General features: G+C 33.8%; 10 protein-coding genes. 4 read left to right on the forward strand and 6 right to left on the reverse strand.

Annotated elements, in window-relative coordinates:
- Positions 1-64 precede the first annotated feature (64 nt).
- The 3 genes from V6M85_RS07815 to V6M85_RS07825 all read right to left on the reverse strand — a co-directional run bounded on the left by V6M85_RS07815 (position 65) and on the right by V6M85_RS07825 (position 3,922).
- Positions 65-601: a hypothetical protein gene (locus tag V6M85_RS07815; RefSeq protein WP_338598548.1), complete on the reverse strand. Its 537-nt coding sequence runs from the start codon at positions 599-601 to the stop codon at positions 65-67.
- 317 nt (positions 602-918) lie between these two features.
- Complete coding sequence (locus V6M85_RS07820) at positions 919-2,901, reverse strand: acetate--CoA ligase family protein (protein WP_338598550.1); 1,983 nt, start codon at positions 2,899-2,901, stop codon at positions 919-921.
- A gap of 394 nt (positions 2,902-3,295) precedes the next feature.
- Positions 3,296-3,922: a DUF981 family protein gene (locus tag V6M85_RS07825; RefSeq protein WP_338598552.1), complete on the reverse strand. Its 627-nt coding sequence runs from the start codon at positions 3,920-3,922 to the stop codon at positions 3,296-3,298.
- A 216-nt stretch (positions 3,923-4,138) separates the two neighbouring features.
- On the opposite strand from V6M85_RS07825, the gene V6M85_RS07830 reads away from it, so the two are divergent.
- Entirely contained in the window at positions 4,139-5,470 is a 1,332-nt protein-coding gene (locus V6M85_RS07830) for an APC family permease (RefSeq protein ID WP_338598554.1), read from the forward strand.
- A gap of 176 nt (positions 5,471-5,646) precedes the next feature.
- Here V6M85_RS07830 and V6M85_RS07835 read toward each other — a convergent pair whose 3' ends face one another.
- Entirely contained in the window at positions 5,647-6,336 is a 690-nt protein-coding gene (locus tag V6M85_RS07835) for a class I SAM-dependent methyltransferase (protein ID WP_338598556.1), read from the reverse strand.
- Positions 6,337-6,900: 564 nt separating this feature from the next.
- Between V6M85_RS07835 and V6M85_RS07840 the strand changes: the two genes are divergently transcribed.
- Both V6M85_RS07840 and V6M85_RS07845 read left to right on the forward strand, forming a co-directional pair.
- Positions 6,901-7,455 (forward strand): hypothetical protein, encoded by a 555-nt coding sequence (locus V6M85_RS07840; RefSeq protein ID WP_338604680.1) that lies wholly within the window; start codon positions 6,901-6,903, stop codon positions 7,453-7,455.
- 34 nt (positions 7,456-7,489) lie between these two features.
- Positions 7,490-8,677: an ABC transporter permease gene (locus tag V6M85_RS07845; protein WP_338598558.1), complete on the forward strand. Its 1,188-nt coding sequence runs from the start codon at positions 7,490-7,492 to the stop codon at positions 8,675-8,677.
- Positions 8,678-9,133: 456 nt separating this feature from the next.
- On the opposite strand, the gene V6M85_RS07850 is transcribed toward V6M85_RS07845, so the two are convergent.
- Positions 9,134-10,324, reverse strand: coding sequence for a metal-dependent hydrolase family protein (locus V6M85_RS07850; RefSeq protein ID WP_338598560.1), 1,191 nt, complete (start codon positions 10,322-10,324; stop codon positions 9,134-9,136).
- Positions 10,325-10,940: 616 nt separating this feature from the next.
- Between V6M85_RS07850 and V6M85_RS07855 the strand changes: the two genes are divergently transcribed.
- On the forward strand, positions 10,941-12,971 hold the full coding sequence (locus V6M85_RS07855; RefSeq protein WP_338598562.1) for an ABC transporter substrate-binding protein: 2,031 nt from the start codon (positions 10,941-10,943) through the stop codon (positions 12,969-12,971).
- Between the two features lie 129 nt (positions 12,972-13,100).
- On the opposite strand, the gene V6M85_RS07860 is transcribed toward V6M85_RS07855, so the two are convergent.
- The gene (locus tag V6M85_RS07860; protein WP_338598564.1) at positions 13,101-13,847 is read right to left on the reverse strand and encodes a plastocyanin/azurin family copper-binding protein; all 747 of its coding nucleotides are present in this window, start codon (positions 13,845-13,847) and stop codon (positions 13,101-13,103) included.
- Between the last annotated feature and the right edge of the window lie 41 nt (positions 13,848-13,888).

Genomic DNA, 13,888 nt, shown 5'->3' on the forward strand with positions numbered 1-13,888 from the left:
ATGAAGTTGTGGATAGTGTAGTTCCTAAAGAATAACAAGACTTTTTCCATTAACTACACGAATATCAATCTTTTTTGCTTATGGCTGTAGGTTTTTTCACCATAACTACTATTAGCATTACTATTCCTATCATTTTTACTATATCACCCAATATTGCAACTATTCCTAGATTAACTAGAAAAAGCGGAAGACCTATAGTAAATATAACTGCTCCCCAAAAGAATAATGACGAATATAATTTAGCTAATTTTAACGTAGTTAAATAAATTGATATTCCAGCTATTGGTTCGAAGATATAACCCAATACTATGAGCTCTATACCTAAAAAGTCTCTCATATACGCAAATATAAGACCTATAAAAGTGATTACTATAGCAATTAACGCAGAGTACTTCAATATAAATGGCTTATCCAGTTTGCTTTTCACATAACTGATGAATGACGGGATTGACATTACCCATATTATTGTCATTATCACTATAAACGTGTCTGATAACGCGAATGATATCCCATTTTTTAAAAGAAGAATTAACGCGTACAAAATAACTAATGATGCTATCAAACTAATTATGTTTCCTTGTGTTAAATATTTCTTATCCATAACTAAACATTAACGTACTGGCGTAAATATTTTTTTAAAGGTTTTCTGAACAGTTTGGATAGTTCGTTTGCGATAAAATCTAAGGTAAATCTCATCTCTTTGTGATGGACCCAAAATTATCTATTTAAAAATAAGTCTAGATAATTGAGAGATTGTTTTAAAATTTTACTATATACAAATATAAACCTATTAATAATCTTTTCCATTAAGGAAAATATATGGAAGAAACCTAAACAATCTTTATCTTCACGCTACCCTTATATGAGATTATTAACAAACAAATTTTGAATATACCATTAAGACAAGGAATGGTTAATTTAACTTATCACTATTCTTACATCAGTTGCAAATGCGCCATATTCGTTTACAAATACTGGATTTATGTCCATTTCTTTAATATTAAGATCAACTATCATTCTTGAAATGCTCACAATTGTTCTAATGAGCGAGTTTTCATCATAACCTCTTTTCCTAGCTGTTAGCATATCATGTATTTTACTCTCTACTAACAATTCTTGTGCTTCATCCTCATAAACTGGTGAAAGCGCATATGCAACGTTTCTGAGTACTTCAACGTATATTCCCCCACTTCCTACTAGTACTACATGGCCGAATACCGGGTCTTTCAATCCTCCAACATATACTTCTAGCCCACTTAACTGTTGTTGGATCATTACTCTCTTAGTTATTTTAGATAATTGGGCATAAACTTTCTTAACATCCTCTTTCTCAACATTTACCACAACCCCCTTCAGCTCAGTCTTATGCAACGGTTCATCTGGAGATATCTTCATTACTACTGGGTAGCCTATGTTATCAGCAATTTGTTGTGCTTCATCCTCACTTAAAGCTGTCCCCCATTTAGGCGTTTTAATACCATATATTTCCATTAATTTCATAGCCTCGTAATCTTTAAGACTCTTTTTCTCTTTTATTAATTCCATTGCGGACTCTATTGGTTGAACAGTTCTTATTTTCTTTCTTGGTAATGGCCTTGAGGTGTAGTATCTAATAGCCCTTACTGCATCTTCAGGAAAAGTATACGCTGGAATACCGGTTGATTCTAAGATTTTCAATGCCATATCTTCATCCAGTCCCATAGTAATTCCAATCACGCCTTTCCCCTTAAAATTAGAAATGGTTCTTGCAATATCTGTACAGCTAACCATTGGTAACGCTTGGACAATTACCAATTTCGTACAATTCAAACTATTTACAATCTTCAGTGCATTATAGTATCTTTCTCTATTGGCATCACCAGTTAGATCTAACGGATTTTTAGGAATGGAGGTTGGTGGCAAGATCTTCCCCAGTTCCCTTTTCATCCATTCTGGTATTTCAATCATCTTTAGTCCATTTCTTTCTATTTCATCCGAAACTAGGACACCGTGGCCACCAGAATTAGTGATTACCAATATCTCATTACTTATGGGCTCAGAGTACATTAATATTTTTGCGAGATTTAACATATCATGAAGATTATCTATTAGAATACCTCCCACCGTTTTCACAGCAGCTTTAAATACTTCAAAGGAGCCAGCTAAGCTACCAGTATGGGTTTTCGCAGCAGAGGCACCTTGACTAGTAGTTCCACCCTTTAGGAATACTACTGGCTTCCTTCTTACTGCATCTGGCAAAGTCTCTAGAAACGAAGTGCCATCTGAAACACCTTCTAAATAAACGAAAATTGCCCTAGTTTCCGCGTCCCTAGATAAGTAATCAATTACTTCATACTCTTTTACATCCGCCTGATTACCCAAACTTATCATATAACTTATTCCTACTCTGAACTTCTGAGCCCAATTTAACATGTAAACTCCTAATCCACCACTTTGGACTACTAGGCCGATATTACCTCTCTTTACGTCAGTATAGGTGAATGTTGCGTTAAATTCTGGAGTGATTATGCCGAAAGTATTAGGTCCAAGGACTCTTATCCCTCCTTTTCTAGCTATGTTTATTACTTCATATTCCAATTTCTCTTCTCCTACTTCTCGGAATCCCGCTGTGATTATTATTGAGGCTTTTACACCCTTCTCAACGAACTCTTCCATTACTTGAGGTACCACTTCCCTAGGTACTGTAATAATACCTAAATCTATATTATCTGGAATATCTTTAACGCTTTTATAAGCTTTTACTCCTTCAACGTCTTCAGCTTTTGGATTGATTGGATATAGTTTACCATTAAAAGTAGAGAGTAAATTTCTAAATACCACATTTCCGACCTTTTCCTTATATCTTGATGCTCCTACTACCGCGATACTTTTAGGCTTAAATAAGAATTCCAAATTATCCATATACCTTATTCACTTATTGCGCTAAATATATTTTTAGCCTTTAAGGAAAAGTGATATGACGTTTCATAAATCTTATTTTGATATAAATGAAGCCGTAGTAAATTTATCCAAGACTCTTCTGCCAGCTCAGTATATACTCTTTTTTTAAAATCTTCTCATCATAGTTTTATCTTATACTCGATTTGTTGAGGTTCTCAGAAAGCTTCAATTCTATTCAAAATGAAAGTAGCTCTTGGATAATTCACAGATACCTCAAAACTAGCTACTATATTCTTTAATTAAGCTTACTATCACAAGCAGATAGTATATAGATAGAACAAAAGCCAGAAAACAGAATAAAATAAAAAATTTAAATATTATAATAATAGTTTAAAAAACAAATTAATAAAAAATTTTATGGAGGACTTGCTAGATGTGCTGGAACAGTTTCTACGGCAATGAATGCTCCTATTATACCTGCAATTATGACAAATATCCAGAATAATATGAAAAATGCTAGCATCCAGCCTTTTAAGGGTGGATCTTTAACACTCTGTGCTCTAAGTGTATCTAATGCAAGTGTTACTGGATAACCTAGAATACCTGCTATTCCATAAGTAACGTATAATGCTAGTAGAGCTAATGGTTCTTTAGTTAATCCTAAATGATATCCAGTGACGCCGTAATATATTGTAATTAGTCCTACAAATAAGGCGAAAATGCCAGTTGTTTGTAATCTTTTGCCCATGTAGACAGCGATGGAATAGGATAATATGATTACTCCTAGTAATAGGTATACATCATAAAACAGTATATTATAGCTCCCTGGTAAAGTCCAAGTAAATTCTCCCCACAAGCTAATTATTAAAATTACAATTCCTAAAATAGCAGCTGGAATAATGGAGTCATCGAGACTTCTTTTAATTGCTTCATACCCACTTTTTCTAAATCCTATAAAGGCCTGAACAGTGGTGTAAGCGATTAATACTGATACTAAAGGTAGTATAAACAACATTAAAGCTAAATCATCTATGAAAGCCATTTTATCACCAATATTAATTTATGTTCTTACTAATTTAAATTATGTATGTTAAAATGAACTGGTTAATTAAAAATTGTGTGCATTCATGTTCAAAACCACATTAGATTATATAAATTAATATTAGTGTTCTCGATAGGTGATTGGTTTTCATTGCTATAAGTGGATTCTCCACTGTTTTTAATTAACTTTAAAAGGAAGAAATGAACTTTCTTTCATATGGTTAGTCTATCCAAAAGGTTAGAACCCAAGGAAAGCTCCATTTCACCAATCTTAATTTACGCACAATCTCTGAGTTCAATAGCACCGTTAGGTTCAGCCTCAGCATATTTAACTTATGCGCTAACCTCTTCCTTATCCTCAACTTTAATAGCAGGAATTTTAGGAGCTCTAATTTACTTCTTATGGGTCTTAATAGGGTATCGATATTCCAAAGTAATAGCCTCAACTGGAGGTACATATGAGTTCGCAAGAGCCGGAGGAGGAGAGTTAATAGGAAGAATTGCAGGCTGGCTTTATTGGATCAGTTATATGATTTATTTGCCTTCAGCAATCACTTATCTCTCTAGTGTAGTTTTACCTTCAGAACTTAATTTGAGTCCTATGGTAGTTGCCTCGATAGAGATTTTAATTCCAATATTACTTACATTACTCTTATTAACTGGAATAAAACCACCACTATTTTATGGTCTAGCAACTTCTACCATAGAGATTATTTTAATTCTAGTTCTCGGTATTAAGGTGTTAAGCGTAACTGGTCTTTCACTAGAACCTCTGAGTATAAACGTTTCTCTATCAAATTTCTTTACGGGCGCTCTAGCCGTAGGCTTCACTTTAGCTGGAGGTGGAGCATCATTTTTCTTAGGATATGAAGCAGTGGGTAAAGGAAAAACAGTTGGAAAAGCTTATCTTACTGCATACTGGGTAGCATCAGCTGCAGTATTATTTGCGGCCTACTTTGAAATAGCTGCAGCAGGTTACTCTAATAGTGGCGTTGCCAATCTATTGAATCAAACATATTACCCTGGTTTTTTCATAGCACAAAGGTTCATGGGAGGTCTATTCTCATTTTTGTTTTTCATCTTTACTGCAAATAGTTTAATTGGTTCGGTAGTTGCGGCATATGTAGCGCTTTCCAGACTTTCATATTCATTATTGAGAAAAGATATGCTAAAGTCAATATTTGTTGTGGCTATACCATTTATTGTCATCAATGTAATAGCCTCATTTACGGGGCAATATTTAACGATATATCTAATTACAACTGAAATATCACTTATAACCCTTTATGCTTCACATGCTCTTGTATCTTTAGTATTTCCCTCTTTTACACGTAAGTTGTCAAAGTTTAAATTTTATGATCTACTCCTTGCATTAGCATCTGCCATACTAATGGGCTATGGTATATATAACTACATAATACCTTATGCCTTTCCTACTTCGCTAATTGGTTCACTTTCACTTGTATGTGGACTAGCAATAGGCATACTAGATTGGATAATACAAAAAAGAAGAGGAAATAAGATAGACAGATTAGGAATAAAAAAGTGACTGATTCATAATGCTCTGTAAAATTTTTCTAAATAGTGTTAATTATTTCATAACCCTAAATACTATAAGGATCTACAGCACTTTCTCAACTTATTAACTCATCAACTATCTAATACACATTTTAGTATGAAGGATTTCAAACCGATTATTGTTAGTATATAACGAGGTAATAGAATTTACTTTGGATATCCCACAACGAAATAAAACAAGTTAAGTGCTTTCTCTTCATAAACCTTAATGTCAAGATACTTACTGAAAATTTGCTTGTGGAAAGAATTGGTATTTAATCTCCTATAAATATAATAAATGTATTTGAAGTCCCTAGCTCTAGCTCCTGCAATTGCAGCTATATAAGGCATTATGTATTTTAAATAAATGCTTAGATATGTTCTCTTTATCCAACTATCTGGTTTTCCCATAGCTATAAAGCCAACTATTTTTTTCGAGACTCTGCTCATCTCCTTTATGACCTCTTCTATGTTATCCGAAGCATGTAAAGCAAAACTACTCATCACAATATCAAATACTTTCTCTCTAAATGGAAGGGCATCGAATGAACATAATACTTTATCGTCTTCAACTATTGCCATTTTAAGCATGTTTTCCGCATAATCTGTGAGTATTATCTCGTAGGAATTCTTATAAAGCCTTTTAAACACGTAAGAGAGTTCACCCTTTCCTGCAGCTACGTCTAAAATAAGTTTTGGTCTCTCACAGAATTTTAAAATAGTTTTAACTAGATCGGCTCTCCATCTGACGTCTTGATTGAATGAGATAAACCTATTAGCTCTGTCATAAGCTTTAGGAATATCATTATAAACCTGCATTAATTCTTCGTTAGTTGCTTTTATAGTTTCAGTTGCCATATTATATAACGTGTCATAGATAAGAGAATTTAAACTTTTAGCTAACTAAAGTATACTCAATGAGACTGCCGAATATTTAACGCTAAAACTTAGCATAACTGGACTTAGGATAAGGTCAATGGAGACTCTGGGATATACTTCAACTAATTTAATTATTTTATAAAGCTGATTCATTTTTTGTAATAAATTCTTCTAAAATGGTGTCTAATTTACAATGTCTTATGTAATTTTTAAAATCACCCTTGTATACTATTTAGAACGTAACTTTTCATTTATGAAAATGAGTAGAAAATTGACGATAATAAGACGCCCTTTCAATTTTAGCTAGTAAGTTAATTTCGCATAGATATCATATATTCTATGCGAGATTTAATATTTATTCAAAAATCAATAGTTGTTTTCAACTTACGACTACTTATATTTTAGATAGTTTACGCTTAAATCTTAGATGGTTTGCTTAAATCTATCAAGTAATTTATTATATTAACGTTTTTTCCCAATAAATCTCAGAAATTCATGGTAAAATTTAATAAATAGTTTTACTAATATTTAATTGTGGGAACGATGATTAAAGCTGATGTGATTAGTGATGCAAGAGAGAAACTACAGAAATTCTTAGGATTCAGCTTTCCATTACCCATTGTGATTGAAATAAGTACTCCATACCACGCTTATTACAAGAGTGGAATTATCTTTGTGGGTTACTTTGACGAGGAATATACGTATGAATTAGAAAGAACTATTATTCATGAAATGGTTCATTATGTGCAAGACGCAATATGTAGACCCAAGTTCCCATATTTACATGTAATAATTGAGAGTATTCCATTAGCTTTTGGAATAGGAAATGGAAAACTATTAAGATACTTAAGGTTCGTTGAAGGATTCGCCACATGGGTGGATGAAGAAATAATGGGGTATAGGGGAGATGATTATTGGTTTAGTTCGCCAAAATATTACTTTAGAGTATATTATGAAGGAGCACAAATTTTCAGAAAAATAGCTCGTGAACTAGGAAAGGATAAAGCTATAGAGTATGGGTTAATGAACAAAGAATTCTGTAAGAAGCCCGAAAACTACGAATCGATAAGGAAGAGAGTTATTGTAGCCACGAGTTAATAGCTTTTTAAGCAATGTCTTAAAAAGAATGAGTATGAATACTTTAGACTTATTTTGGCTCGCATATAGAGGTCTAACTGCAAGAAAAACGTTAGCCTTGATATCGATTATCGCAATTATGATTGGTATAACCAGCGTCTCCTTTCTGGAGGCATTTAGTCAAGGTATAGAATACTCAGTAATATCAACGCTTTTTCAGCTCAATCCCACTAATATTTACGTTTTTAATGAATTAGGTTTTGTTTCTCCTACTGACGTAGCCTTTATGAGTTCATTGCCTAATATTTACGCAGTATATCCAGTAATTGAGGCACATGGTATAGTTCAAATAGGAGGAAGAGTAATTAACGTTCTAATAGTCGGTGTGGATAATATTTCATCCCTATTAGGTAAAGTTAGCTTAGAAAATGGTACAGTATATCCCCCAATAACAGCTCCATATGCGGTGATAGGTCATGATATAGCACATCCTATTCCGAATATAACTATTCAGCCTGGTTCCACCATAATTTTAAAACTCTCTAACGGGAATACAGTACCTCTGACAGTATATGGAATATTACAACCTACGGAATCAGTAGTAATAGGTGATACTTCAGACGTAGTATTCCTTCCATTAAGTGAGGCAAAAGCGTTAATAAACCCTCCAGGCTATTTTCTCGTGGTTCTACAAGCAGATAATATAAACGATGTTAACACTATAACCACTCTATTAAACTACATTTACGGAAACTCCTTAACTGTTACCACAATACAGCAAGCTATATCCTCTGTTCAAGTCATAATAACTAGCTTAACGTTTCTGATAATATTAATAGGTTCCATATCACTTATAGTAGGTGCTGTAGGAATAATGGGAATTACGTTAGCTAGAGTCTATCAAAGAACTAGAGAAATAGGTATTATGAAAACGCTTGGCTTAACTACCAGAGACGTTTTACTTGTCTTTCTGTTAGAAGCGGTTATTGTTGGGTTAATTGGAGGAATAGTTGGGCTATCATTAACGTTAATCGGGACGTATTTATTAGATGTTAATGGGATAGCGTTCAGTGCAGGCTCCAGTAATGGCTCTAATTTAATTATAGTTATAAGGCCTATACTTTCAGTAGGTGATGTCGCACTCGCTATGGGCATTGCGCTAATAACCAGCATTGTTGCTGGAATATATCCAGCATTAAAAGCATCTAAACTAACTGTAATAGAAGCTATTAGGAGAGATTAATTGTAAAGACAAAAATGGGATAAGTCTATAATATTACCTACTCAGTTTTCTTGTAATTATTATTATAGTTTTATAACCTCTTGGGATTAAGCATTGGATCAGTGAGTTCTTTTTTGCAAAAATGAGGGCGAAAAGCTTCACCTCTTCGAGATAAGGGTAAAAGTCGTTAACACGATAACTCCATTTTGAAAAATAAAAGTCTTCTTAAGGGAAAATTCCACATAACTCAAATTCCCAAGGAAGTAGAGGTAGATGACCGCTAAGGAATAGGGGTAATGAGTTGAAGATTTAGCCTTTGATATATCGCTAGACGAATGAAGCGTGATGTAATAAGCTAATAGCTATAAAGTAGGGAAGATGAAGATGTAAAACATAAACTTATGAATCACTATAAGGTAACTCTTATTCTTTTGTGGGAAGAAGGTTAACTTCCCCCACTTATATTCTTATTTTATTTTACGGTTGATATAATCCATACCCTCTATAGACCTTTCCTTCCTTTATTACGTAAAGGATATTTGTTGGTTTTAGATTTTCAATGTCCTTAGTTGGATCTTCTTTAACAACAATTAAGTCAGCCTTATATCCTTCTTTAATATAACCAGATTTTACGCCTAAACATTCAGAGGCTATGGATGTAGAGGCTTTTAGTACTTGCAAACTACTCATATATTTCGATAGTAATACAGCTTCCCTATAGTTTTGTCCGTGTGGTCTTTTTCTAGATCCAACGTAATCAGTCCCAGTAGCGATTTTTAGTCCATAAGAAGTTGCTATTTTCATATCCTCAGTGAAATGTCTTTTAACTAACTCTTCTCTATATACCTTAGCTTCTGGTTCAGATACTTCAAATGGTATTTCATAAGTTGCAAGTGTTGGAATGTAACAGATCCCCTTCTCCTTAATCATATTTGCTGTCTCCTCATCTAATCCCAATCCGTGTTCTATAGTATCAACTCCAGCTAAAATGGAATTCATTATCGCATCTTTGCCATATGCGTGAGATGCTACCTTTAGTCCTGCTCTATGAGACTCTTCAACTATAGCCTTTAGTTCGTCTAGCGCAAATCCCGGCATTATTTTACCACCTTGGGAAAACGCTCCAGAGGAATACACTTTAATTACTCTAGCTCCCTGTCTTATGGCCATTCTGACTGCTTTTCTGCACTCGTATGGAGAATCACAATAAAATGAGTAGGAAAGCCTTTGAGCAATGTCAATTGGAAGATCCTTAGGATCATCGTTACCCCCAGTAATCGCTAAAGAATACCCTGACGCAATTACAGTAGGGCCAATTATTTCTTTCCTTCTCTGAAGTTTATCTAGCCTTACAGCTACCTTACTTCCCAGATCCCTGACTAAAGTAAAACCTGATCGCAGTAATACTTCCATATCTCTTGTGCTTCTTATTGCGACGTCTATATCATTTACTATATTCCATGAAAGAACGTTATCTTCTTCTACTCCAAAGAAGTGCAAGTGAGCGTCAACCAAACCGGGCATTATGAAGTTACCTTGAATCACCTCAACTCCTTTTGGGATTTCAACTCCTTCAATAACTTTAGAAATTCGATCTTCTTCTATGATTACAGTACCCTTATCTATTATTTTTTCTCCATCAAATATCTTTCCTACTAAAGCTAACATATTTTCTTTACCGCCTATTTAATTTTAAAACTTATTGTAGACTCCTTGGTATTTCTCAAATAGTGTTAAGTTTTTCCGTTAACTTATTACTATGTACAAGTTAGAATTATAAGATTCAAATAAAGAAAATGAGAACATATAGAGATATCCCAGAAAGGATTGTATCTTAAATCTACAAACTAAAAACTTTAATTTTTCCGTAACACGACATAGACAGATTATAATACCTTGCAAATACCACCACATAAACCTCCTTGTAATGTTAGTTTTTAATTTTCTTTAGAGTAGAGATTTTCTAAATAACTAATTTTCTTTAGATGTGAGAAGGGGAATTTCCATATTAGTCTGTTATTGTAATACTGCACGTTCGTCTCTCTATTTAGATTAACTAAAAATAATAAGTAGCATCATGCAATTTTGTTTTTGCTATAACTACTTGATCTATAACAATATCATAAGATATTCTATAGAAAATGTTAAATTTATAAGGCAATAGAATAGATTGGACAATAAAAATTAACTTTAAACTATGATAACTTCTATAAATATTGTATATAATTTTTGAACGAAATGCTTATTATTTAGTTTTTTGATTAGAGTGCGCGTGGTGTAGTATATGAATAAGAAGGTAAAATTAGCCCTAAGCACATCATTAGTTATCGCTATAATAGTTATAGTCCTTATAGGTGCTATCGTAGGTGGAGTCTTATATTACCTCAGCTCTACTCATCCGAGTAATCATTTATCCACTACAACCTCTACTTTCATATCTACTACCTCTTCGTTTACTACAACTTCTACTACCTCTTCTGTAACCACCACCTCGTTAGCTCCCTCAAATTCCTCAGTTTTGGTAGATGTAAGTCAAACCGTAGCTCCAGATTCACTAGATCCAGCAACTGACTTTTTGGATCAAGTTGAGCCGTTATTTTATGCGATATATCAAGAGCTTGTGGAGCCTAATGGCAGTAATTATTTGCAAGTTGTGCCAGTGATTGCTAGTAATTGGAGTACTAATAATTACGAGAATTGGACCTTTTATCTAAGACCATATGTTCACTTTTCGGATGGAGTTAGCGTTAATGCAAGCACGGTTTGGTTTTCTTTCTATAGAACGATATTGATGGGTCAGCCACCTGGAGTTGCAGATTATATACAAATATTGTTTAATGCTACAGTATACACGAATACTGGTTATGCTATTCCTTGGGGTGTTAATAATGCTATTCAGAACGTTACTGGATTACCCACTGCTAATAATTTCACATTAACAGCACAAGTATTAGCATCAATACTTTCACACTTCAACGCAGCAAACAAAACAATACAAAAGATAATGGAATACCCATACCAAGCAGTAGTAGTAAAAGGACCATACGAAGTACAAATAAATACGCTTGAACCATATAAGTATTTTCTTCTTGATATAGCAAATTCTTGGGGTGCAATAGTTGACCCAGTATTTATAGATGCGCATGGTGGAGTTCAGCCAAATACTCCAAATAATTATATTAATCTAAATGGAATGCCTGGTACGGGACCTTATGAGATCAGATCTGTTGGAGTAAGCTTCAGTAGTATAGTTCTAGTTGCTAATCCTAATTACTGGGCTATAAATCACACCGTCCCCCTCATAGCTGAACCTCCTCACATCAAGGTAATAGAGATATATTATGGATTAAGTCATACTGACAGAGTAGAGGAATTTCTATCTAATGGTGCTCAAATTACTTATGTGTCTATTCCATTCCTCAATCAAATTCTTGGAAGGCCACCTTATACTAACATAAGTAGTGTTTTCTATAATTTTGGCGTATTGCCTGGTGTTCAATTTATTTCAATGAACACAGAATTATATCCTACTAATATAACAGATTTGAGGCTAGCAATAGTTCATGCAATTAATTATAGTGAACTTTTGTCGCTGTTTAACTATAATGGGAAGATTTTAGCGATACTTCCTTTAGGCCCAATTAGTCCTCAGTACGGTCAATTATATAATCCTAATAATTTGCCCTTCTATTCATATAATTTATCATTAGCATTGCATTACTTAAATGAAGCTGGGTATGAAGGAAATTTCTACGTAGTATTGCCTAATGGTACAACGGTAGGTAATCCTAAGGGAAGTCAGCTACAAACATTACAAATTGTAGCATTAGCGCCAGTAACTCAATTAGAACAAGAGGAATTCAATATTATCACTCAAGATTTATCTCAAATAGGAATTTCAGTGTCTGTAAAATATGTTACATTTTCTATAATTGAGTCATACGCGACTCCTCAGTCTACACCAAACATGGTAGCAATAGGATGGACTCCGGATTGGCCCGATCCAGTATTTCAACAGCTAATGCCTTTGACTGACGTACAATTTGGTGGGGCTTCCGGAAATTTTGCGTGGGTTAACAATTCTCAATTACAGCAAATATATGAGAGTTTGCCGTTTATAACGAATACTACAGAACAAAGTAAAATTATAGGTGAAGTTTACAATATTATATATAACGAAGCACCATATATATGGTTGCCAGTACAATCTTCTTATTATATTATTCAACCTTATGTTAAGGGCGTAGTATTCACTGATGTTGATGGATACCTAATTTACTTTTACAATACTATGTATTATGCAAATAACAGCTAATCAATTAATCTTTTTTTATTTTTTAATATTCTTCCAGATATATAGTAAATTATTCACAATCTTTATTAAGTCTTCCGCGTTTTTCTTGAAATAGAGCTAGCTTCTGCTTTGCAGGCAACCTCACAATTTTCATGTAACTATAATTTCTCCATACATTCCCATTTCTGCATGTCCAGGATATTCGCATACGTAATAATAAACGCCGGGCTGGTTAAAGACCGTAGTGAAACTGAATTCGTAAGCTTGACCAGTATAATAATTCGCATAGGGTAACATGGGTGTTACACCCATTATATTCATCCTAATGTACATCATAGGATAATAGGGATATGGCGGAGGAACTGGTGTTATCGCTATGTTGTGAAGCATATCATCATCTAAATTGATGAAAAATACTTGAACCATGGAATCTCTTGGGATTATTAATGTCGGGTTAATCAGTCCATAAATTACAAATACGTCATGTTGGGCATAAGTAGGGGGAGATTGGCCAGTTAGATTTATGGCCCTTTCATGGCCCATTGCCAAGACAATTAGCACTATATTTGAGGATGTAAAAAGTAAAGTATTGTTATTAGGAAACACCTTAATGTAGCCTGGAATATTCCTCATCATTGAAATTGCGTCATTTATCGAAATGGTTCTTTCGTACATCGTTGCATATCCACCATAATATCCCATCATGTGATACATGCCAGGACCCATCATTCCTCCATATATTCCATAATATCCCATATATTGTAGTTGCTGATTGTAATATGTAACTGCGCTTCGTTGATATTGTAACGGAAAGTAATAAGTGTAATACGCATATCCCACAATACTTCCTACTATAATTGCAATGATAACTATTATTAGGAGTCTTTTAACTTCCATAAATCTTTATCTGAGCATAATAATAAAAAGTTTGTGCCTAT

It is taken from the genome of Sulfolobus tengchongensis (assembly GCF_036967215.1).
Taxonomy (GTDB): Archaea; Thermoproteota; Thermoprotei_A; order Sulfolobales; family Sulfolobaceae; genus Saccharolobus; species Saccharolobus tengchongensis_A.

Bases quoted from the DNA above. Each gene is read 5' to 3' on its own strand.
- V6M85_RS07815 (WP_338598548.1), bottom strand. From the start codon at position 601: ATGGATAAGAAATATTTAACACAAGGAAACATAATTAGTTTGATAGCA.
- V6M85_RS07820 (WP_338598550.1), bottom strand. From the start codon at position 2,901: ATGGATAATTTGGAATTCTTATTTAAGCCTAAAAGTATCGCGGTAGTA.
- V6M85_RS07825 (WP_338598552.1), bottom strand. From the start codon at position 3,922: ATGGCTTTCATAGATGATTTAGCTTTAATGTTGTTTATACTACCTTTA.
- V6M85_RS07830 (WP_338598554.1), top strand. From the start codon at position 4,139: ATGGTTAGTCTATCCAAAAGGTTAGAACCCAAGGAAAGCTCCATTTCA.
- V6M85_RS07835 (WP_338598556.1), bottom strand. From the start codon at position 6,336: ATGGCAACTGAAACTATAAAAGCAACTAACGAAGAATTAATGCAGGTT.
- V6M85_RS07840 (WP_338604680.1), top strand. From the start codon at position 6,901: ATGATTAAAGCTGATGTGATTAGTGATGCAAGAGAGAAACTACAGAAA.
- V6M85_RS07845 (WP_338598558.1), top strand. From the start codon at position 7,490: ATGAATACTTTAGACTTATTTTGGCTCGCATATAGAGGTCTAACTGCA.
- V6M85_RS07850 (WP_338598560.1), bottom strand. From the start codon at position 10,324: ATGTTAGCTTTAGTAGGAAAGATATTTGATGGAGAAAAAATAATAGAT.
- V6M85_RS07855 (WP_338598562.1), top strand. From the start codon at position 10,941: ATGAATAAGAAGGTAAAATTAGCCCTAAGCACATCATTAGTTATCGCT.
- V6M85_RS07860 (WP_338598564.1), bottom strand. From the start codon at position 13,847: ATGGAAGTTAAAAGACTCCTAATAATAGTTATCATTGCAATTATAGTA.